We start from the raw sequence: 22,552 nt of genomic DNA, 5'->3' as shown, positions 1-22,552 counted from the left end.
AAGCTTTAAAAAAACACGAAACCCTAGTTAATACTCATTAGAAACATAGGGTTACAGAAAAACAATTAAGAAATAGTGAGATTAGATTAGCTCGCGTTAGATATTTTTACCTGTTATTGATTACCACTACCAATAACCCAACCAGCAAACATTTACACAAACAATGAAATCTGCAAGAACAAAAAAAACCCGCTCATTTAGAACGGGCTTTTCAATATAAATTTGTGACTTAGGTGGTTGCTACCTTATAGGTAGAAACGAATACCTGCAGTCCAGATGTTGTTACGAGTGTTGTCGTCTTTGTACTGACCAGTACCTTCTAGATCAAACTCATAACCAGCGTATGCTCGTAGACGAGAGTTTACATCGTACTCTGCTTGGATTGCAGTAGTCGCGTACATAGTTTCGCCTTTGTAGCCTGCACCCATTGTATCGCCATCGTTCTTAACCGCTTCGTAGTTAACACTTAGGTTAAGGCTGTTTGAAAGACCGTAAGCTAAGATTGCTTCGTACGCTTTAGTGTCTTCAAGAAGTTGGCCGTTGTTTCCAGAGTTCATGTAGTCATTCATTGCGTAAACACCCGCAACGTATAGACCTTTACCGTATGTACCGTACTTAGCCGATACTAGGTGTGAAGTTGCTGTTTGGTTAAAGCTAGCAGTATCAGAAACGTTACCAGTGTTGTACGCGTAATTCACACCAAAACCAGCTACGTCATAACCAAGAACTGCCTGAGTACGCACGTCTGTATTGTAAAGCGTGTTGTCACCGTCAGTAATTTCGTTGCCACTTTGCCAACCCAAACCAAGGTTAAGGTTACCAGCGTTACCTAGTTCAAGGCCATTGCGGTAAGTTACCATTGCATCACCACGACCAGTACCTAGCGCACCGTGGTTGTCGTAGATGAAATCATTCGCGAATGCGATTGGAAGATCCGCAACGCCTGCAGCATCGTAGTACGGTGCCCATTGAGTACCACCAACAACTGAACCGTATACATCGTGTGATAGACCTACTTGACCAAGACGAGTTGTGAACGTGTTATCACCACCGTCAAGCATGTTCATAGCCCACTCGGCTTTAGCAGTAGCAGTAAAGCCATTGCCTACATCTTGAGTTGCTTCGAAGTTGATACGCGGAGAACGTGAATCAACAGTTGCGTGTGTTTGCTCTGAATCAGTAACACCCATAGAGACGTGACCGCCTACTTTGAAAGTAGAACCGTCTTTGTTGTAAAGCTCAACAGCAGAAACTGATGTACCGAATGCTGCAGCTGCAACTGCTAATGCAATAATTTTTTTGTTCATTGGGATTTCCATATTTCAAGTTTACATAAAGTAAAGTCATCCAAAACGAATGACATAGCGCCATCAAATGAATTCAAATCACACATACAGCAACCTGAATCAAAACACTTGCATGTAACGCTGGATTAACATGACGGAAATCACTCTAACCCTAAAGTTCCCAATGCTTTCATAAAAAGTCGTAAAAAATTGAAAACACTGTTTTTTATACATTTAAATCCCACAAAAACAAAGAGTTAGGAAATTACAAAAAATACCTAAATTCAAATAAATCAGAGAGGAGTACTGTTTTATGTCTATTTACCACCAAAACACAGTAATTTAACTCGCATTTTTACCACCAAGCTCCTCACCCCATAAAGACATCTCATTGATTATGATTTGCTTTCTAAAGCCAATTTTTAGTCTAATTTTGGGGTTTTCAAGAAAACCTTATCACTATTACGGTGACGAAATGTTTCATAATTTAACAATCCATCATGAGCGAAATTCTCGACATCTCATACACCACCAGTCGCCCACGCCCCTCCTATCACCTTTGGAAAAGCCTAGAACGCACTGCAGATAGTATATTTATTGTGATCTAAATCACACAGAGCGAACAAAAAGTGAACTAATTGGCGCCTAAAAGAGCAGTTCGAGTATGTCGTTCTATATTTACTCAAGTACGCAGCCTATGTGTAACAAGGCTTAGTACCGCAGTGGATAACATTGCAGTGGGTATAAAATAATTAAGGATATAATTATGAAAAAGGCAGCCATCGCTACGGCGATAACAACACTCGTCTCTGGTTCAGCATTCGCGGCAGAGGTTTACAACTCAGATGGTAATTCATTAAGTATTGGTGGACGTGCAGAGTTCCGTGGGGACTTCCAAGGTACGTCTGGCGGCGACAAAATTGACGGCACTATGCAAAATAACTCTCGTGTACGTATCAATGTCGGTGGTGAAACGCAAATATCTAATGGTTTTAGCGGCATCGCTTTCTACGAAGCGGAACAAAAAGTTAAATCTAGTGGTAGCAACGACAAGAATGACAATTTCGAGCAACGTTACATGTGGGCTGGTCTATCTAGTGACGCCGGCGCAGTCACGTTCGGCAGACAAGACGCAGCAACGGTTCAAATATCTCAAATGACCGATACGGTGACCTCCCACAGTGGTATCCAAAAAACGTTTATCCAAGCCGGTGATGAGCAGATCAACAATGCGATCGCCTATTCTGGTTACTTTATGGATGCACTGTCTGTAAAAGCAAGCTTCTTGCTAGCTGAAGAAGAAAACGAAAACGGCTGGGCACTTTCGGGCATCTATACTCTTCCGATGGGCTTAGGTCTTGGACTTGGTTACGCAGCCAACGATAACCCAGGCGCTAACGCCCAAGACTCTACACAGGTCATCGGAGGCGTGAACTATCGTCTGGATGGCCTCTATGTCGGCGTTGGTTATACTCAGGGGGATGGCTCAAAAAAATTCGCTGGTGACAATAAATTCAACAGTGTTGAAGCCGTTGCTCAGTACCGATTTGAAAGTAATTTCGAGGCGGTGTTAGGCTACCAAAAAGGTGAAATTGACCCAGATGGTCTCGATAAATACAGCGTCAGCGATTATGTAGAGTTTACGGGTGTTTATTACTTCAACTCGACATTACGAACTTATGCAACTTACAAGCTCAACAACTTAAAAGCTGATAGCTCACAAAGAACAGAGGATGCTGAAAACTCACTGCGTCTCGCACTTCGTTACGACTTCTAAATTTAGTAACATCCTATTGTAAAGGGCAGCATCGCTGCCCTTTTTTATGGTCAATACTAATCTGTGCAACCAAACCGTCATATCACACTCATTTAGCTGTCACATAAAAACACTACCTTACAAGCATCCCAACGAGACAAGGTGTCTCTTGATTCAAATAAGGTAGTGGAAAAAATGAAAAAAGCGATCCTAGCAACTTCTGTTCTTTCAGCCCTCATGTCCGGTTCATTGGTTGCTGCTGAGGTATACAACAAAGATGGTACCAGCCTAAAGATCGGCGGGCGCGCTGAATTTCGAGGTGACTTCATTGGTGATGACAAAGGCAATGAAATCGATGGAAGCATGAAGAACAAAAGCCGCTTTCGCTTGAACGTCGGAGGCGAAACTCAAATTTCAGACAACCTCACTGGGTTCGGCTTTTACGAAGCGGAACAATCTGTGGACTCTTCTGGTGACAATACCGCCAACAAACAGTTTAAGCAGCGCTACATGTACGCAGGTGTAGGCACTTCGTTTGGTGCGCTCTCTTTTGGTAAGCAAGATACCGCCAACGTTCAAGTGTCAAAAATGACCGACATCGGTACTCACACCAATACACAAAAAGACTTCATCAATGGCGGTGATGAGCAAGTGAACAACACTTTCGCTTATTCTGGCAAGTTTATGGATGCCTTATCAGTACAAGCTAGCTTAATAGCGGCTGAAAATAAAAACGAAAATGGCTACGGATTGTCGGGGCTTTATACCCTGCCATTTGGCCTGGGTTTAGGCCTTGGTTATTCTGCTAATGATAATGGCGACGGTGAAGGCAAAGCAAACCAAGTGATTGGTGGTGTTAGCTACACAATCGGCTCTTTTTACGTTGCTGGTTCTTATACCCAAGGCGATCTCAATGATTCCGATTCAGGCTTGCTAAACAAAGAAAGCTTTACCGGTACAGAGTTAGCTGCTCACTATAAGTTGGGTAATGGTTTCAGAATCATCGGTGCTTACGCGAAGTCGACTGTTAAAAATGAAGTATCAGGTGAGAAAAGCGATGCTAATGATTTCGTTGAGATCACTGGCCGATACGACTTTAACAAAGCACTACGAACCTACGTGACCTACAAGATGAATAATTTAAAAGTCACCGATAAAAATGGTGACCATGTTGACGCGGAAAATTCACTTCGCCTAGGGCTTCGTTACGATTTTTAATACGGAGAATCAACGACCAAGCTTAAATAAATCATCGGTTTGGTCGCGTTTACTTTGATTCATTTTGGTGCAGCTGCACAGTTTGAACGAGTCAAGATGCGGACACTACGTCACATAAAAAATAGGCATCAAACTAAATACCTAAATATATCAGCAAGTTAGTTTAAATAGAAAGTTTTTAACATGTTGGTACGCTTCATGCAAAAGTAAATATGTCAAATGCTGGCAGCATTTGCACTTACTTGCTTTGGGCGCATTTAGCGCAATCGCTTTTTAGAGGGAGAAGATGATTTAATACTAACCGAATCAATACAACGTCGATTGGTTATACCAAAGTAATAATAAGTGGCTACCTTTTGCCTCCCTTTTTAGGGAGGCTTTTTTTATATAACCCTATTTCACTTAGTTACTGTGTGACACTGTAACCACTCTTTATTCATCGTCATATATTATACCGACTAGGCTATTTGCTATACGCCGCTTTTCGTTGTTTCTATTGTTTGGATAAGACAAATAATGTTTGGGTAAGACAAATGAAATCATAACGTCTCTTTCTCTTTCCATGTACAATGCTCACACATAAAAACATTGCGCTGCTCGTGTGAAGGACAAGCGCTCAATACTTAATGAATGGATAACATGAAACAACAACACAATCCGATCCAAGGGGCGGGCTGGATGCTCACTGCGGGTCTGGCTTTTGCAATTATTAATAGTATTACTCAAATTGTCGGTATCAATCATGGGCTACCTTCTACGACGATTGCTTTGATTCAATACACAATTGCCCTTGTCGTGATCCTCCCGTACTTAAAGTCTTTGGGACTGCGTCAGTCGCTAAGAACAAAGCATTTTCCTGCTCATCTTTTTCGTGTGTTTCTTTCCGTCATCGGCATTCAACTCTGGATTTGGGCACTGGCTTATCCTGTACCAATCTGGCAAGGCATCGCACTGTTAATGACCTCACCGCTTTTCGCAACGCTAGGATCAGGGTTTATCCTCAAGGAGAACGTGGGTACAGCACGTTGGATCGCGACATTGAGCGGGTTTGTTGGCGCAATGATTATTCTTGAACCTTGGGCCGAAAATTTTAGTTGGGCCACATTACTTCCTATTGGCGCGGCGTTTTTTTGGGCTTGTTATTCGCTTATGGTTAAACGTCTTTCATCTTATGATTCCCCGTCAACAATGGTTGTGTATCTGCTCATTCTCATTACGCCTTTCAACTTATTACTCGCTCTGCCTGACCTCTCCCTACCGACAAGTACCGATATATGGGTATTACTACTTATCGCAGGTTCGCTAACCGCTCTAGCTCAGTGGGCGATCGTTAAAGCCTACTCGGTTGCCGATGCATCCTTTGTTCAGCCTTTCGATCACGCAAAATTACCTATGAACGTGCTAGCTGGTTGGGTCGTATTTAGTTGGGTTCCTCCTGGCCGACTTTGGGTTGGCGCTGCTATTATTATTGCCTCTGTCGCCTTTATTACGCATTGGGAAACCAAAAAAACAAAATCTTTGGCAACAGTGAAATAAAACAAGCGCATCTCTGTTCTATTAGTTAATAGAATATTGAATAAGGGTCGAATCTATGACATCACCAATTAAAATTACTTTATATCGCTGGGCGGGAAGCTGGGGGCCTTTTAAAGTTAACATCCCTTGTGGTGAATGCACCCTCACCAAGGACATTCTTAACGATACTTTTGAGAACGAACTTGGTGAAGTTCCCGTTGAACTTGAAGTAAAAGATTGGCTATCAAATTGGTGGGAACCTCTAAAATTAGGAGCTTGGCACGCGCCCATTTTAGTTGTTGAAGGCAAAGTCGTTAGTCAGGGGGAAGCCCTTAATCGTGGTGTACTAATCCAATCTGTCATTAAAGAGTGGGCATTAAGAGATACACTCAAAGGGACTATCATCTATGGGAAAGAAACTTGTCCTTACTGTGCCAAGGCCAAGAAAATGCTAGATGAGGCAGGGATCCGCTACCAATACTTTGATGTCGTCAAAGACAGCGCCGCTCTATACAGAATGATTCCAGAAGTGAAGGCCATTATTGGTGAGAAAACACCGGTTACCGTTCCGCAGATTTGGTTAGATGACCAATACATTGGCGGTGCGGATAATTTAGAGGCATGGATATCCCAAGGAAATTTGCCCTCTCCACCTAATAATGTGGTTTCACTAGGTGAAAAATCTGCGTCTTGAGAACCATAACAATTAAGCCCGCTACTGCGGGCTTAATTGTTCAAATCCTTTTAAAAAATAACTGATTACTTAGTTATTTTTTTCAATACTCTTTTGATAAGAGATTTCTTCTGTGGCTGTGGTTTGCCATAAAGCATCTCGTCTATCATTTTTTTTGCCGCAATTTGACCAATATAAGCAGCACCTAGTTCATAACCCATGATTTTATCTCCACATAGATTTTGTAATTAAATATCTTATCTATGCGTATGATATACCCGCACCATTAAAAAACAAGACTCAAATCACACTTTTATGTAATTAAATTACACCTTAGGTGTAAAAAAGGGCCGACATACAATAATGTTGGCCCTAAAAACGTGACGGTGTGCGTATTAGATCAGCTGCGCTTTGGTTGGCGGTAGGTTTTTCCTGCTGCGCGGTATGTATCACTTGGTTTTACTTCAAACATAATATCAAAGAACCAGGCAACAAACTTAATGATGTCCTCACCTTCGTTCATGATATGCTCAACAAACTCTTGCTCTTCTCCTTCGTCATCAAGCTGTTTGCTTACGTGATAAATTCTTTGCTCACCTTCAACTTCAGCTAAAGCAAATTGGCCAGCCAAAGACTGAGCCGCATCAACAATATCGCTATCAGCAGACTCTTTTAACGTGGTAAGTACTTCTGGCACACTATTTCGTAGACACAATGTCATGACCAGTTGTTGAAATTCTTTTTCTTGCATCTCAAATCTCTTTATCGTTTTGCCAGTTTAAGTTCTTCATTTTTAAGCAGGGATTCCCATTCATCTCTGCGAGCGAAGAACTGATTCAATTCTTTTTTAGGAACCGACTGAGCCATCGGTATATTGGCTTTCATTGCATTGACGGGACGACCCCTCGAGATCAATTCATAGTGTAAATGTGGCCCAGTTACGCGCCCCGTGGCACCAGAAAGGCCGATCCTTTGCCCCCGAGAGACTTTCTGGCCTTTCTTCACGAGTGTTTTACTCAAGTGTAAATAACGCGTTTTGTATGGCCCACCGTGATCGACAACGATGTATTTTCCTGCATACGGATGATTTCTCACCATAGAGACCACACCATCACCTGTCGTATAAACTGAGGTACCTGTTGGCGTAGCAAAGTCTGTCCCATTATGCGGGGACACACGCTTGGTTACTGGGTGTAAACGTCTCGGATTAAAGTTTGACGAAATGCGATAATTTCGGCTAACTGGGTATCTTTGGAATGCCCTTTGAAGACTATTACCATCGGCATCATAGTACTGACCGTCAGTGTGTAGAAACGCACTATACACCTTGCCACGGTTGTAGATTTTAATAGCTTGAAGCTCACTGTTACCTGTTGCGATGCCTTCAACAAACTGCTTAGTTTTAACTACCTCAAAACGATCGCTCGCTCTTAGATCGCGCGTAAAACTCAATTTGTCTTTCAGTAAGGTGACGACCTGATCTATTTCTCTGGCACTAAGTCCTTGTTTATTAGCGGAAGAAGAAAAGCTACCATGAATTTCCCCGATCAACGCTTGCGTTTTCCAATCGCCTGGAATTGAAATATCTTTGAATTCGTAGCTGCCATCATCAAGTCTTTGATACACTGCTTTTTCAGCAATGTTTAAACTCAATTCCATTTTCAACAACGACTTGTTGTCGTCATCTTGCCAAAAGCGAAGTTCATCACCTGGCCTGATAGTATCAAGCAATAGATAGTCTAGGTCGGTTTCCATGATCGACATCAGTTCGCGATATGAAAAACCTAACTGTTCAAAAATTTCACTCAGGCTATCGCCTCTTTGCACTGTGTATTCAAACTTTGGATGCTTAATGGTCGTTTCGAGCTCTTGTTCAAAAACAACGGTACTTTGAGCAACAGAGTCACTGCGAATTTGAAGATCAACTGTCTTGGATAGGTTATGCCCAGAAAAGGATTGATAAAATACAGCGGCAGCAAGTAAAGGCAAAGCCGCGATTAAGCCGATACGGATTTTTTTTCTCGAGCGCGATATCGCCGAGTCTTTTCGCTGATGAGCTGAAGGATCTGAATGCACAATGTTACCAATGCAACCTAAAAATAAGGCGTTTAGATTATACGTTTCTAAGAAGAAATTCATCCATTGGCGAGGAAAATTAACGTAAAAGATGTAACCGGAGTGTAAAAAACGAGGCAAATCGCCTCGTTTTTGATTTCATTGCTAGCTAAGCGCTACGCTTGAGTTGTGTTAACAATACAGTTATCCGCGCCGTATTCATTTGGTACATACTGATCCGCTTGAGCGTCATTGACCCACTCAGTGCCATTTACAAAGTACCTAAATTCAAACTCGCCATCTTTAGGAAGCCGAGTTTTAAATTTGAATGATTTGCTTTTAACTACTTTCTTCATTGGCGTATGCTTCCAATCAAGGAAATCCGCCACGATCTCAGCATTCTCAACATTCTTAGCGTCAAGTTCAAAAGTGACTTCTACTTCATTTTTTGTTTTAAAAAAACGTTTACTAATCATCGCAAGCTCCATTTGTCTAAAAAAACAATACCTCATTGGATAATATGTAATCTAGAACACATTCTCAACATGAATAGTTTACAAATTATGTAAGCAACTGATAAGCAAGAACGTTTATATTAATGAAGCGAAATTTTTCCGCTTTGAACACCCACTTCTAAACGAGTATCAGCGTTCGGTGCATCGGACATCGCTTGCGTTTCTGAATGCTGTTTAAACCGAACGCTTAGCTTATCGTCTGTTCTAACGATACCATCTAACTCTATCCTATCACCTAGCAAAACCGAATCACTCAACACCACTCTTGATTTTTGACCATCCCATCTGAACAAACCCAAATAGTAGAAAAGGCCGCTCCCTTGATTCGAAATCATAAACGGAGCAACAAAACCCTTAGGATCGGCATAGTCTTTCCCTATAGTTTGTAAATGATGGTAAAAGACAAACACTTTGCCCCGTTCTACACCGCTATCATATTGTCCAATAATTGTTTTCGACGATTCATCAACGGTGTCGAGTAACGAAAAAGCATGACTTTCAGGAATTTGAATCGTCCATGGATTAGTCGCATTCAAGCTAAGGAAATTCTTAACAATGACATCATGATTTTGGTGCGAACTAGGAAACTTAGCTAAAATGTCTTCATCAGAAAGGCTAAATCGATAGACACCCGCCACAACAACGGCCACGAGTAACACAGAAGGAATCAGAAGAATAAGAGGAATTGGTAATATCCGTTTACGCATATAGGTTCTCAAACAACATAGAATATGCGTCATAGAATACCACAGTTCCTCCACCGCATTGAGTTATCACTTTGGCACGTGTTACTCGTGAACTTACTATCAAGCTCTATGATGTTGATTTTTGATTGCAAAACAGGAAAAACACAGTACGTTATCTTGCATATGCATGAACCAAATAGTCTCGACAACTGAATACTTAGTCTTTTTTAATGAATAGTATTGCCAGATTCAAAAAAAAACAGTAATCTTGCCACACTCAGAAAACACGGATGTTTAGTCGTTAAGTTGACACATGGAACCGTCAATTTTTACTAGTTGTAATACGAGAATATAATGCAAAATAACGCTCAAACTGCCCCTGAGAAGGGCAAAAAAGGTAACTTCTGGATGTTTTTCATCCCCTCTCTTTTCGGTCTGTTTCTGTTTATGGCACCGATTAGCTTTCAGGGCAACCTAACTATTCCAGTGGCAGTACTCGCTAAATCTTTGCAGTCATCGATTTCTGATTTTATCGTTGGCTTAATCACGGTTATTATCGCCTTAATGGCCGTAATTACTCTGCTGGCAAAGATCGTTAAGCCTGCTGCCATACAAAGAAGCCCGTTTTTGAGTGGTCTATTATTGCCGTCACCTCTTTGGTTTACAGTACGTATCATTGGTGGTATCGCCGCCGTTATGACGTATTTCCAAGTGGGTCCTATGGCAATTTGGGAAGAGAATACGGGTGGCTTAGTGCTTGAAGGTTTATTACCAACACTGTTCTCTGTCTTTATCTTCGCCGGTTTACTGCTACCATTGCTGCTTAATTTCGGCCTACTTGAACTGTTTGGTACGTTGCTGAGTAAGATTATGCGCCCTTTATTTAACCTTCCAGGGCGTGGCGCTATTGACTGTATTGCCTCTTGGTTGGGTGACGGAAGCGTTGGGATACTTTTGACCAGCAAGCAATATGAAAGCAAGTTTTATACAATGCGCGAAGCGGCCGTGATTGGTACGACATTCTCTGCGGTATCGATTACTTTTAGTTTGGTCGTCATCGCTCAAGTAGAGCTAGAACATTTGTTCCTTCCTTTTTACGGTGCTATTTGCCTGGCTGGTTTCGTTGCAGCAATCATTATTCCGCGCCTGCCACCACTAAGAAATAAAAAGAATACCTTTATCGATGGTTCAAAGCCTGCGGATGACGCTGAACTGGTACCAGAAGGTCACTCTACTTTCTCTTGGGGTTTGGAATTAGCACTGCAAAAAGCAGGAAAAGTAACATCAATCAAGACCGTTTTTTCTGAAGGTGTTAAAAACGCAGTAGATATGGTTTTTGGTGTACTGCCTGTTGTGATGGGGCTTGGTACGATTGCTCTAGTCATCGCTGAATACACCTCTGTATTTGAGATCCTAGGAACGCCGTTTATCCCATACCTTGAATTGCTAGGTGTACCAGAAGCCGTTGCCGCCTCTAAAACAATTGTTGTTGGCTTTGCTGACATGTTTATCCCTGCCATTCTGGCGGCATCAATTGATAATGAAATGACTCGCTTTGTTATTGCGGCTATGTCTGTCACTCAACTTATTTACATGTCTGAAGTCGGTGCCTTGCTGTTAGGTAGCAAGATCCCTGTCAACATCGTTGAACTGTTTGCCATCTTTATCCTACGTACTTTGATCACCTTACCGGTAATCGCAGCGGTCGCCCATTTGATCTTCTAAGTATCATTATCACGTAATTCAGGGCTCTGAACATTCAGGGCCCTTATTGTATAAAGGCATGACTACCTAGCCATTAGTGATATTTTTATCATCGGTGGGCTGACCAGTAAGTTTCTCTCTATTTTTCCTAAAGATTTACTCCCGAATACCGATACAATTTCGAGTGAAACGATACACCGTACACTTTATATAAAATACTTATGCTGTAGTGCTTACCTATCGAAAGGATAAGCATTGATTTAGGATCCTATATGAAATTTAGCCACAAGATTGTCGCCGCATCGGCCGCTCTTTTACTGACCACTGTATCAACCCTCGCCATCACGCAACTGGTTACCGTCCATAGCGAACTTCAAACACAAATTGATACTAGCCTCAAAGAAGTCGTTAATGGCGTAAAAAGCACAATTACGCATGATCTAAAATCAAAGCGAGATCTTGTCAGTTCGATCACGGAAGCGATCGAAGTGAATCCTACATCTAGAGAATATGTAAACTCTATTATCACCTCACCTACGCTTAAATCGACATTTCAAGCCGTTGGAGTTGGTTATGCAAGCGATGGTGATCTTCTAAGTAATGATGGTTGGGTGCCGGATGCGAGCTATGACGCTAGACAGCGTCCGTGGTTTACTGAGTCCACAGCTGCTGGCCATACGATCGTCACTGACCCCTACGTGGATTCATCTACAAAAGACGTCATCATTTCGTTGGGCTCACCTGTGGAAGACAGCCAAGGTAAGTTCTACGCCAGTGTCGTTTTTGATGTCACTTTGACCACGCTAGCCGAACTGGTTAATCAAACGGACGTATTTGGTGCCGGCTACCTGTTTGTCGTCACTGAAACAGGCATGACCATCGCCCATCCAGACAGCAGCTTTAACGGTCAACCTCTGCATTCATTTTTACCAAACATTGAACTGCGCAGTGGTGTTCAGCACACCAACATTGACGGCGGCGAATTTCAGATCAACTTTTCACAAGTCCCTGGCGAAAATTGGTATGTGGGCGCAGTTGTAGACAAAGGCATTGCCTTTCATGCCATTGACAAGCTTCGCAATCAGTCTTTGCTTTTCACCCTTGCCGGTTTAGTGCTCAGTATCATTGCGCTTACCATGCTTCTCAAGGCGCTGATGAAGCCTCTTGGGGAGCTCAATAAAGCCATCCAGGATATGGCAAATGGCAATGGCGATTTAACTCACAGGCTCGATACCAATACCGACGAAGAATTTGCGGAATTAGCAAAGGGGTTCAATACCTTTACTGAAAATCTTCAGCAGCAAATCGTACAGTCAAAAGCCATCTCTAGCAAAATCCTGTCTCTTACCCAGCAAACAACACAAGGCGCGGCGCAATCCACGGTTGCGATGGGGACACAATGGCAAGAACTAGAACAGCTTGCTACCGCGGTGAACGAAATGGCCAGTACGTCAGCAGAAGTCGCAAACAATGCACAGGGTGCTGCCAGTGCCGCTCATGAAGCCGACAGTGCTACCCAAGAAGGCTCAAGTGTTGTATTACACACAACCGAAGCGATCAACGTACTCTCTAACTGTATTGATGACGCCGTGGATCAAGTTCAAGGGCTTGAATCTGCCACCGATAACATTGAAACGATTTTAAAAGTTATTAACGATATTGCCGACCAAACTAACTTGCTGGCACTGAATGCCGCTATTGAAGCAGCACGCGCAGGTGAATCCGGTCGTGGTTTCGCTGTGGTTGCAGATGAGGTTCGTACTTTGGCGCAGCGTACTCAGGAATCAACGACGGAAATCCGTAGCATGATTGAGCAGTTGCAAAACGGTGCACACTCTGTATCAGCAGCCATGAATCAAAGTAAGGAGACAGCCAGCGAAGCCGTAGAGCGAGCTCAACAGGCGAATGGCGCTCTTGAAAGGATCCGTACGTCTATTGCTCAGATTTCTGATATGAACATGCAAATTGCAGCGGCGGCGGAAGAACAAAGCCTTGTGGCAGAAGAAATTAACTCTAACACAATAAAAATTAAAGATTTAAGTGAGCAAGTCTCTCAGGCTGCATCCGGCGCCAATAAAGCAATGAAAGAACAGAGCGACAACGTCCACCAACAAGAGTTAATTCTAGAGCGCTTTAAAGTGTAACGACAATGTGCACAGCAAAGTAAGCCCCTTTTTCTACTAATAGATGTGTTAGGGGCTTTTTTTCATTTTGCTATTTGGTGCGAAGTGCTTAGTGTTGAATAATTAAAACCGAGCTAGATTTTGGCGTTACCTCTAGTTCGATCACACCATTGATAGACGGGTACTCTTGCTCATTCAAAATATCTATACCACTTTCCTGACTGGCGATTCTGACCTTTCGCGTCTTGCTAGATTTATTGATCGCTACAACGCCGTTTTCTCCGCGTGTAAAGACCAAAAGATCATCATTCGCTTCAACTAAACTTGCAGGCAGTCCATGGAATTGATTGTGAAATTCAATCAATTTGACCAGTTTTTCATCTTTCCAAGCGTCCAACCAGCGAGGCTTGCCAGTACTATTGGTGATGCCACTTGGATTCAAGTCGCTGTACACCAATGGGACACCACCGTCGCGACACAAAATATAGGTATATGCTAACCATTCGCTCGACTCTGGCAAAACTAGGTTCTTAAAGACATCGTTGCAAGGTATATCGTGGGTAATCGCAAACGTAATAGAGCGCGAGTGCTTCAGCGATTGTCCAAAGCAATAAGGGTCAATAAGGGAAGTTAAGCTGCCTTTTTCTGAAAACGCGTCAAATACGGTATTGAACAAAGGAAAGTCATAAGCTGCAAGCCTCGTCTCTTGTAAGTAAGGCTCTAAAAATAGCTCATACTCTTGCTTAGTGGCGCCACCATCAGTAATGATTTCGCCAAATACATGTAAACCTTCGGTGATCTCTTCAGTAAAGACCTGTTTAATATGCTCAACAGTTAAATGCTTCGCGGCATCAATCCTAAAGCCTCGCACACCTAATGCTTTCAAGGCGTTCAAGTAAGCTTGTTGCTGCAGAACAACATTTTCGTTAGTTCGCAAGGTGGGTAAGCCGGGATCATTCGGCCCTCCCGTTAGGCGACCATTTTGCACCTCCCACCTATCTTGCCAATTGGTGATGCCAAAAGCTTCCACAAAATCCTCTTCGGTAAAGAGAGGTTCGCTAAGGTCACCAAACAAGGTCAGTGTTTGATATACATCGGCGTTGCCATGGTATTCCTTCATTGCGCTATCGCAAGGATATTGTAGGTCGAGCCGATGACCGGATTCGTTTGCCATATGGTTGAATACCACATCAACATACACCCATAGCCCTGCTTTTTTTGCCGCGAGCATCATGTGCTTGAAGTCTAGGGTATTGCCCAACTTATTATCTATGAGGCGATAATCCTGGGGCTGATAGAGTTGCCACCATTGGGTGTCTTCTCCCTGATAAAAAGACTTCATAGGGGGTGACACCAAAACAGTCTGGTATCCGGCGGCCTTAATTTGCTCAGCGTGCTGTGCTACGCGTTCGTACGGCCAATCAAACGCATGCAAAATCACATTACTATTCGTCACTACATCATTCGATGACATGGTCTTCTCCAATAATCGCATCGATTCACTAGGCAAATTATAAGAATCCTCAAGAAAATAAACTCATCCTGACCAGGAAAAGCGATGTATGAGGCAAAGGGCGTAGTACAACTAGAATAAAATCCGAATTATAATAAAAAATTTAACACTATGATTTTATTGAAGTAACAAATATCCAGATAGCCCTTTTCACTCCCTAATAGCGCAATAACGCTTCACCATCCGTTTGCCAAGATAACGCAAAAATAAAAAAGCTGCGAATAAGATCACAGCTTGTAGCCCACTGATGGAATAAATAACTCAGTAAAAATTAGGTGTTAACCACCATTAACCATTTCACTTCGTATGCTTCAAATATAATATTCTCATGATACGGTTTATATTCCCTATTTAAAATATCATGGACTTTGCGCGAACCCAGTATATCGCAAATTGACGTTGGAACATCTTGACGATGCTCACTGAAGTTACAGATGGCTAGCAGGCGTTCGCCATTTTCATGAACTCTTGCGTAAGCAAATAGATGTGGGCGGTAGGTCTCTAGAATGTGCGTTTCCGCTTCACCAAAGACTGGTAACGACTGACGCAGTTTAATCATCTCTACTAATTGACGATGAATCTTCGCCATTGGCGATGTCGGTTTGCAAACTTCATCGAAATCCTGTTGATGAATATTGGGGCGGTTGACCCAACGTGAATCTTGCTCTTTAGAAGGATCAGTGAGGTAATCGTAGTCGTTAAGCAAACCAAGTTCGTCACCCTGATAAATCAGTGGTATCCCACCAATGCTCAAGTTAATACTATTGAGCAATCGAACACGCTTTATCGCAAGTTCTATCATCTTACTCGATCGCGTATCGAGCGCGCTTTCTAATCCAGCAAGAGAGCTAAGGGAGCCACAAACTCGACAATCACCTGTTGATGGGTTTTCCTGAAAAGGCACTCCTTTCGAAAATGAACCATCAAAGCGACCAGTGTAAAAGTGATTGAGAAAGCGGCGGTGATTAAAGCCGTTGATCCCTAACTGTTTTGCTACGTCATCATCGAACGTCCAACCTATATCGTCATGACAACGAATATAGTTAACCCAGGCACAATCAGTAGAAATCTCGAAACTCTTTGTCAGTGACGCCGTAAGTAGCTGCGTCTGTCTTGTGGCCAAAGCTTCCCACATCAGCGCCATGAGTAAAGGGTTATAAGAAAGCTGGCATTCATCTTTCGCTATGTACTTTGCGACCTCATCGGGATGTACAATAGCCTCACTTTTAAACTGAACAGCCGGAGCAACAATTTGCAGACAAAGATTAAAGCTTTGAATTAATGTATGAGCCTGTGGAAGGTTTTCACACTGTGTTCCTTTTTGTTTCCAAACAAACGCCAGCGCATCGAGCCGTAATCCATCGCAGCCAATATTAGCCAAAAACAACATCTCACCGGTAATGGCGTTAAACACCGCTGGATTGGAATAGTTAAGATCCCATTGAAAGCTATTGAACGTCGTCCATACCCAGCGATTAAGATCTTCAAGGTAGCTAAAACTGCCGCGTCTAACGGTCGGGAAGATCTCTCTGCACGTTTGATTAAACTCGTCTACTTGCTGTTTATCTTCAAAAAAGTAGTAAAAGTCTTCAAATTCTGCTTCTCCTGCTTTCGCCGCTTTCGCCGCTTTCGCCCATTTATGTTCATCGGATGTATGGTTGAACACAAAATCCAACACAAGATTGATCCCTGCCTCATTAAACGCAGCCGACAACACTTTGAGATCTTTTTCACTACCAAGTTTGGGATCGACCTTTCGATAATCTGAAACTGCATAGCCTCCATCGCTCTCTACTTCTGGGCATTTATATAAAGGCATAAGGTGAACATAATTTACCCCAAGAGACTGAAAGTAGGCGATTTTATCGACAAGCTTTTTTAAGTCTCCAGCGAACAAATCAACATAAACCGCCATACCTAGCATTTTCTCACTTCGGTACCAGCGTGGCTCCTGCAGTCGAAGCTCATCTTTGTTTTTCAGTTGTCGAGATCGCTGACTAAAAGCTTTCGCTAAGGTGATCACCAACTGCTGTAAGTACCAAAAAAATTCATATCTGTCGCCATAAAGCTCAAAGAGACGTTCAGCTAACGCAGGAAAGTGCTGATCAAGCCGATGCAAAAATACCTTTTCATCTTTCTTACTGAGTTTTGGCAACTCAATAGAATTTAACAATATCTCAAGGGTTCTAGCTGCGTTCAATTCCTTTCCCATTAGCCTATACCTTCTCACCTAAACGTCATGATTTTTCCAATACTCTCACTATAGAACAGTCCAACTAACCCGTTCGAGAGCAATATCTGAATCGTTTAAGTTAACCAATAAAAAAAGGTCAGAGAATTCACTCTGACCTTCTTAGGAATGCATGTTGGGTTGCGTTCTCAGAACTTAAGCACACCAAACGAGGCCAACATGTCTAGTGAGACAGTTGACATTATGTCCTGTAAAGCACTTTCACCACATGCCAGCCAAATTTGGTTTTTACTAGGTGTGGTGTGAGTACTTCTCCTGTAAAGCAGACTTTATCAAACTGTGGGACCATTTGCCCCTTTCGAAACTCACCCAAATCTCCGCCCTTTTTACCTGACGGGCAACTAGAGTATTTCTTTGCAAGCGTTTGAAATTTTGTGCCTTTCTTAAGCTGTTTTATGATATCTTCAGCCTGCTCTTTATGCTTGACCAATATGTGAAGTGCTGCCGCAGTTCGTGCCATATCTACACCTTTTAACTTTAGGATATGAGAAGATCAATCTTGACCTTCTAAACGAAATTGACGCGAAGTTTAGCCCAATAGTTGAGACAAATCACGTTTATCTGATTAACAATTAAGCTAATGCGCTATCTGGTCGCTATATAACATGGGAAATTAAACGTTATTCTATAGACTAGGCTATCCTATCAGCTAAGCTATGGCACCGTCAGTAACTAACATAACGAGCAAAACAGCCCCTATGTCGAATATAAAAAATAAAGCAAATCAATCACAAGGCATGTTGCTATTTACGTTGAACCTGCAAAAGCAGAAATTTGCCATCGGTACTCTTAAAGTTCGCGAAATCGTTCCTTTTTTACCAACCACGCAAATTCCTTACTCACACAGGCATGTCATTGGAACCGTTACAATCCGTAATCTCACTGTACCTGTTATCGACATGGCAGCCGCCATCGGTTTTAGGCCTATCGCGCCAGAAGAGTACGACAGTTGCTATTTAGTTGTCACTGACTGCTTGCGCACTGTTGTCGCTTTTATGGTGAGAGAAATTGACAAAATTATTGAGTGTAACTGGCGCTCAATTGAGCCTGCACCGGAAAGTTCAGGCAAAAACATTTTCGTTACTGGCGTCACTCGTATAGACGACGAAATCATTCAACTTTTGGATGTTGAGTTGCTGTTGTCTAATATATACCCACAGTATGCAGACGAGACGATCCCTATGCTTACAGATGTTCAACGAGAACGAATGAAAGCTCTCAACATACTATTGGTCGACGACTCGTCAATCGCACGAAAACAGCTGTGCGACGCGATGAATAATATCAATATCCCTTATCAACTGTGCAATAACGGTGTTGCTGCTCTTGAGCTGATGCAAAAACAAGCTGGCACAAGCTCCGCTATTGATATTTTAGTGAGTGATATCGAAATGCCCGGGCTTGACGGTTATGAGCTTGCATTCGAAGTTCAAAATGACGCAAACTTAAGTCAAAGCTACCGCATTCTACACACATCACTCTCGAGCGAGATGTGTACTGAACGTGCACACCAAGTAGGTGCCCACGAAGCTTTAGAAAAATTCAAAGCCGGAGAATTGATCCAGGCGATGCTTAGAGGGGCAAATATGTTGTCTGAACAAAGAAGCTAAAAGCCGACAGTCGTATCAAATCCAACTGAGTCAGAACAAATAAAAAAACCATGAATTAGTTCATGGTTTTTTTAAGCTACTGTCTCAAACGTTACACTTATCGGCTAAGATGGACCAAAGATTTTCCAATCAACCATTCTAATTCACGTTGGCTCTCTTCACCGTATTGAGTTTCAACCATTTTATATAAACGATCGACTCCTTTAGTCGCGAAATCATGTGAATTATCCGCTGTGACAATATGATGGAATAACAGTTTTAAAATTGCCATAAACTCCTGGTTTTTCATAGCATTAATCCAGCTCATGGAAAATCCCACTAAGCCTCGCTCGAAATCCAAATGATCGGTAAACATTTTAAAAATTCTTCCATCAAGTGCCGCTGTAAAGTCAGTCTTTTTTGGAAAATGGTGGCTTATACCAGTTCTTGATACACCCGTTTGCTGACTCAACGTGGTATATGACATCTTGTCATAACCAAGGCGAATTATCTGGTCAACAACAGCTTCCATGATCTTCTGAATAGTGATCTCTGTATCTTCTTTACTACGCTTTGGCATTTCTAAAGTTCTTCTCTTATCGTTATAGTAAGTTCACTAATTAGACGCTTTCGCTTGAATTCTAAAAAAAATCGTAGAACGTTCTACTCTTTAAGTGCTAAAAATTGTTTCAATCAAGGAACGGCTTCCTAATCTCTCAACAACACCATCGATAGCGCAAATGGCCAAGCAGTGAAATATTATAAAAATCAATCGTTAATGATTGATATTAGAAATATTACCATCTATACCTACGCTGTATACAAAACTGTCACTAAGTGTCATGGAAAATGTCTCATATTCGAGACTTTCATCACAAAGTAAACTCATAGCATTGCATAGACAGCTCATATCATCATGCAGCATGGATAGGTGTGCGATATACAAACTTACTTTTGGTCAACATGTTTTCTTGTATTCAAATGTAAGTACTTTTGAAGTGCAGTTTCTCTTTTTTAGAGCCGATTCAAGTTTTGCTGGCTACCCTTACCGAGCAGATATAAAATACCTTTAGTTTTAGTAAGAGGTATTGTTATGTCGAATACATATGAAGAACCAGAAGTATGTGAAGCGTGCGGCGTGTCGGGTGAAATGGGATTCATCATCAAAGAAGGTGATGATGTCGCTGAAGTGTATATTTTTGCAGATGGTAAAGAGGCTTTAGAAGCTGAGTTAGCTCGTTATATCGAACTAGCAAAAGCAGTGTCTAGCAATGTACAACACGAAGTATCTGAAGTAGAGGATAAGTCACAAGAGCTAACAGCACGCTTTCAATTTGAAGTCAGTGCTGAAAAACTCATCTTTGAATTAAAAAGTCGTTCTCTGAGACGATAATTTTCTAAAGTAAATTTAAAAAGTGGGCAAAATCAAATCGCTAGTCTTTGTCCACTTTTAAAAGTCGCCATTTTAACTGACCATTCATCTCAAAATCTTGCTCGGCAATGCACTGTAATACAACACCTTCAGCACTAATCACAGAACCTAAAGAATAGGCTTTGTCGTTATAATAGCACACTCGTTTTCCTATCTTTGAGTCTGACAATAGTAACGCAGTTCCTGCATCCGATCCTACCGTAGTAACGGTCTTTGCCTTCACTACTCCAGCGGTGCAAATAAGTAACACCAACATCGGAAAAGCAGTCACAATTGTCAGTTTTTTCTTTTGTATTACGCTCGATATCATTGCACACTACCACAAAGTTAATGGGTTAATATAAGGTTTGGTCATAATGAAATTTGATTCGCTTAAACATCTCGTGTTGGGGGTTAGCCTATCGATAATGACTTTTTCAGTATTGTCCATGCCACTCGACCATTATCAAATCCTCAACCACTTAGACAATTACGGCAATCTGTACTTGAGGAACAAACCTTACACCTCTCTACCTCAAGGATTGGAAGTAAAAGGTAACCTAAACATATCAAAAACAAGTATTAAGTACTTGCCTAAGGCCTTAGTTGTTAAAGGTAGCTTAGATGCGAACAATAGTTTAGTGGAATCTATAGCCAGAGGAAGCAAAATCACAGGTTACGCTAATTTCATGGGTTCAATGATACGAATTTGGCCCGCCGAGGTTGAAGTGGGTGGTTATATTAATTTAACCGATACGCCTTTAAAAAAGCTTCCACGCAACTTTACAGTTAACGGAGATTTGAGTGTTATGCGCACCGCTTTAACTAAACTGCCCAACAACATTGTGATTAAAGGTGACTTGTACATTGGTGGTTCATTGATCTCTACTTTTCCCAAGAATATGACTGTAAAAGGAAATATATACCTTGGTGGCAATAGCATAACCCAATGGCCAGACACTCTTGAGTTAGGCGGCGCTGTTGCCCGTTAAAGCGTCACTCGTTAGAAGCAGATACAAAAAAGCAGCCATTAAGGCTGCTTTTATCTTTGAACGTTGAGGACTAACCCTGCAATTTCTCTTGCTCTGCATGTACATTCTTAACTGGGTTTGCATAGCTACTAAGAAGATATGAGTGAGCCCCTTCAGGCAGAGCGTCTAGTTTTTCTTGTAGATCGCGACGAGTTGCATCAGTGATAGACTCATCTTCAATGCCTGCCGCCAATTTGTTCATTGGGAACAGAGTATAGTTGATATGAATCTGCCTATCGATTTCACTTGCTAACGCTTCTGGCGTATCAAAGTCACCTTCAATCACCTCACCAAAAACTACGTCAACACGGTCTTTACGACCAATAATGCCCGTTACGATGCTCTCGATATCTTCAAATTCACCTTTTTCGTAGCTACCAAGGTCCGCTTTTTGATACAGTTCATTCGCTTTTGCGGTATCACATGGGTCATTTTCATAAGAAATTGAAACAGGAACAATCTTTAACGAACGAATATAATCAGGGAATGCAATTTTTTGTTTTCGGCCTTCTACGTGAAACATCTTCAAAATGGCTGGATCGGTAAAATCGTTGCCATCTTTAGCTCGCCCTTCTTTTTGAGCAATCCAAATAGAATTGCCCGAATCTAAAGAGTGCTTAATGTAAGAAGACAATGTGCCTAAGGCTTTCATCATCTCACGTGGCCCTTTAAGGGAGCGTTTAACAATGAAGCTTTTATTTAAACGCATTAGCTCTGTCGCACATGGCTTTTTCAGTAAGTTATCACCGATAGCAATTCTCATCGTACGGTGATCGCTTTGGTGCAACGCAAAATTGACCAATGCCGGATCCATAGCGATGTCACGATGGTTCGAAATAAAAAGGTAAGACGTCTTCTTATCGAGCTTCTCAAGCCCTCTAAAAGTCACACCGTTTGTAGTGGTGTCGAGCGTGCGAGTCAGATATTTTTTCACTTCAAGCTGGATCGCTTCTACGCTGTCAAATTTAGCCCATTTGAATTTCAAGTACACTTTGACGAGGGGGCTCATGATAGTCTTGAACCAAGACGCGTGATTTGAAAAACGATGCTGTAAAATCGCATCAATGAACTCATCATCATTAATTAAACGATCGATGGCAGCTGGGATTTCTTCGTCATTGTATGGACGAATCTCTACATATGGGTCTGTTTGTTTTGTCATTTTGGTTACATCAAATTAAAAGCCAGAGTATTCTACGCTTTGTCGGTAAATACCGCAGCCAAAT

The 22,552-nt window shown here is 42.0% G+C and carries 21 protein-coding genes; 9 read left to right on the top strand and 12 right to left on the bottom strand.

Annotated elements, in window-relative coordinates; genetic code table 11:
• Window positions 1–245: 245 nt before the first annotated feature.
• Window positions 246–1,307: a porin gene (locus LNL84_RS05265; protein ID WP_244355681.1), complete on the bottom strand. Its 1,062-nt coding sequence runs from the start codon at window positions 1,305–1,307 to the stop codon at window positions 246–248.
• Window positions 1,308–2,052: 745 nt separating this feature from the next.
• Between LNL84_RS05265 and LNL84_RS05260 the strand changes: the two genes are divergently transcribed.
• From LNL84_RS05260 to LNL84_RS05245, 4 genes are all read left to right on the top strand, one after another.
• Entirely contained in the window at window positions 2,053–3,063 is a 1,011-nt protein-coding gene (locus tag LNL84_RS05260; RefSeq protein ID WP_244355680.1) for a porin, read from the top strand.
• A 174-nt stretch (window positions 3,064–3,237) separates the two neighbouring features.
• Window positions 3,238–4,260: a porin gene (locus LNL84_RS05255; RefSeq protein WP_244355679.1), complete on the top strand. Its 1,023-nt coding sequence runs from the start codon at window positions 3,238–3,240 to the stop codon at window positions 4,258–4,260.
• Window positions 4,261–4,899: 639 nt separating this feature from the next.
• Window positions 4,900–5,796, top strand: coding sequence for a DMT family transporter (locus tag LNL84_RS05250; protein ID WP_244355678.1), 897 nt, complete (start codon window positions 4,900–4,902; stop codon window positions 5,794–5,796).
• Window positions 5,797–5,851: 55 nt separating this feature from the next.
• Window positions 5,852–6,469, top strand: a complete 618-nt coding sequence (locus tag LNL84_RS05245) for a glutaredoxin (protein ID WP_244355677.1) — start codon at window positions 5,852–5,854, stop codon at window positions 6,467–6,469.
• 65 nt (window positions 6,470–6,534) lie between these two features.
• Here the strand turns inward: LNL84_RS05245 and LNL84_RS19730 are convergent, their stop codons facing one another.
• The 5 genes from LNL84_RS19730 to LNL84_RS05225 all read right to left on the bottom strand — a co-directional run bounded on the left by LNL84_RS19730 (window position 6,535) and on the right by LNL84_RS05225 (window position 9,725).
• Window positions 6,535–6,669 carry a hypothetical protein gene (locus tag LNL84_RS19730; RefSeq protein WP_279610948.1) on the bottom strand — a complete coding sequence of 45 codons (135 nt, stop codon included), beginning with the start codon at window positions 6,667–6,669 and terminating at the stop codon, window positions 6,535–6,537.
• A gap of 179 nt (window positions 6,670–6,848) precedes the next feature.
• Window positions 6,849–7,199, bottom strand: coding sequence for a hypothetical protein (locus LNL84_RS05240; protein ID WP_244355676.1), 351 nt, complete (start codon window positions 7,197–7,199; stop codon window positions 6,849–6,851).
• A gap of 11 nt (window positions 7,200–7,210) precedes the next feature.
• On the bottom strand, window positions 7,211–8,644 hold the full coding sequence (locus LNL84_RS05235; RefSeq protein WP_244355675.1) for a peptidoglycan DD-metalloendopeptidase family protein: 1,434 nt from the start codon (window positions 8,642–8,644) through the stop codon (window positions 7,211–7,213).
• 35 nt (window positions 8,645–8,679) lie between these two features.
• Window positions 8,680–8,979 carry an isoamylase early set domain-containing protein gene (locus LNL84_RS05230; RefSeq protein WP_244355674.1) on the bottom strand — a complete coding sequence of 100 codons (300 nt, stop codon included), beginning with the start codon at window positions 8,977–8,979 and terminating at the stop codon, window positions 8,680–8,682.
• A 119-nt stretch (window positions 8,980–9,098) separates the two neighbouring features.
• Complete coding sequence (locus LNL84_RS05225; protein ID WP_244355673.1) at window positions 9,099–9,725, bottom strand: hypothetical protein; 627 nt, start codon at window positions 9,723–9,725, stop codon at window positions 9,099–9,101.
• A gap of 333 nt (window positions 9,726–10,058) precedes the next feature.
• On the opposite strand from LNL84_RS05225, the gene LNL84_RS05220 reads away from it, so the two are divergent.
• Window positions 10,059–11,429, top strand: coding sequence for a YjiH family protein (locus tag LNL84_RS05220; RefSeq protein WP_244355672.1), 1,371 nt, complete (start codon window positions 10,059–10,061; stop codon window positions 11,427–11,429).
• A gap of 251 nt (window positions 11,430–11,680) precedes the next feature.
• Window positions 11,681–13,552, top strand: a complete 1,872-nt coding sequence (locus tag LNL84_RS05215) for a methyl-accepting chemotaxis protein (protein WP_244355671.1) — start codon at window positions 11,681–11,683, stop codon at window positions 13,550–13,552.
• Window positions 13,553–13,640: 88 nt separating this feature from the next.
• Here the strand turns inward: LNL84_RS05215 and LNL84_RS05210 are convergent, their stop codons facing one another.
• The 3 genes from LNL84_RS05210 to ppiC form a co-directional block, all read right to left on the bottom strand.
• Window positions 13,641–15,005: an alpha-amylase family protein gene (locus LNL84_RS05210; protein ID WP_244355670.1), complete on the bottom strand. Its 1,365-nt coding sequence runs from the start codon at window positions 15,003–15,005 to the stop codon at window positions 13,641–13,643.
• Between the two features lie 310 nt (window positions 15,006–15,315).
• Window positions 15,316–17,256: an alpha-amylase family protein gene (locus LNL84_RS05205; protein WP_244355669.1), complete on the bottom strand. Its 1,941-nt coding sequence runs from the start codon at window positions 17,254–17,256 to the stop codon at window positions 15,316–15,318.
• A gap of 220 nt (window positions 17,257–17,476) precedes the next feature.
• Window positions 17,477–17,755, bottom strand: a complete 279-nt coding sequence (ppiC, locus tag LNL84_RS05200; protein WP_244355668.1) for a peptidylprolyl isomerase PpiC — start codon at window positions 17,753–17,755, stop codon at window positions 17,477–17,479.
• A 238-nt stretch (window positions 17,756–17,993) separates the two neighbouring features.
• Here ppiC and LNL84_RS05195 point away from each other — a divergent pair, with 238 nt between their 5' ends.
• Complete coding sequence (locus LNL84_RS05195) at window positions 17,994–18,905, top strand: chemotaxis protein (RefSeq protein ID WP_244355667.1); 912 nt, start codon at window positions 17,994–17,996, stop codon at window positions 18,903–18,905.
• Window positions 18,906–19,002: 97 nt separating this feature from the next.
• Here LNL84_RS05195 and LNL84_RS05190 read toward each other — a convergent pair whose 3' ends face one another.
• Window positions 19,003–19,464: a TetR family transcriptional regulator gene (locus LNL84_RS05190; RefSeq protein WP_244355666.1), complete on the bottom strand. Its 462-nt coding sequence runs from the start codon at window positions 19,462–19,464 to the stop codon at window positions 19,003–19,005.
• Between the two features lie 513 nt (window positions 19,465–19,977).
• Between LNL84_RS05190 and LNL84_RS05185 the strand changes: the two genes are divergently transcribed.
• Window positions 19,978–20,277: a YfcZ/YiiS family protein gene (locus tag LNL84_RS05185; protein ID WP_244355665.1), complete on the top strand. Its 300-nt coding sequence runs from the start codon at window positions 19,978–19,980 to the stop codon at window positions 20,275–20,277.
• Window positions 20,278–20,317: 40 nt separating this feature from the next.
• Here the strand turns inward: LNL84_RS05185 and LNL84_RS05180 are convergent, their stop codons facing one another.
• Window positions 20,318–20,626 carry a YnjH family protein gene (locus LNL84_RS05180; protein ID WP_244355664.1) on the bottom strand — a complete coding sequence of 103 codons (309 nt, stop codon included), beginning with the start codon at window positions 20,624–20,626 and terminating at the stop codon, window positions 20,318–20,320.
• A 97-nt stretch (window positions 20,627–20,723) separates the two neighbouring features.
• Between LNL84_RS05180 and LNL84_RS05175 the strand changes: the two genes are divergently transcribed.
• Window positions 20,724–21,287, top strand: a complete 564-nt coding sequence (locus tag LNL84_RS05175; RefSeq protein ID WP_244355881.1) for a hypothetical protein — start codon at window positions 20,724–20,726, stop codon at window positions 21,285–21,287.
• 70 nt (window positions 21,288–21,357) lie between these two features.
• Here the strand turns inward: LNL84_RS05175 and LNL84_RS05170 are convergent, their stop codons facing one another.
• A complete protein-coding gene (locus LNL84_RS05170; RefSeq protein ID WP_244355663.1) occupies window positions 21,358–22,488 on the bottom strand; it encodes a 1-acyl-sn-glycerol-3-phosphate acyltransferase in 1,131 nt (376 codons plus the stop codon).
• Between the last annotated feature and the right edge of the window lie 64 nt (window positions 22,489–22,552).

Source organism: Vibrio gelatinilyticus (assembly GCF_022836845.1).
Taxonomy (GTDB): Bacteria; Pseudomonadota; Gammaproteobacteria; order Enterobacterales; family Vibrionaceae; genus Vibrio; species Vibrio gelatinilyticus.
Note: the sequence above shows the minus strand (reverse complement) of the source record. Positions and strands in the feature narration are given on the sequence as shown.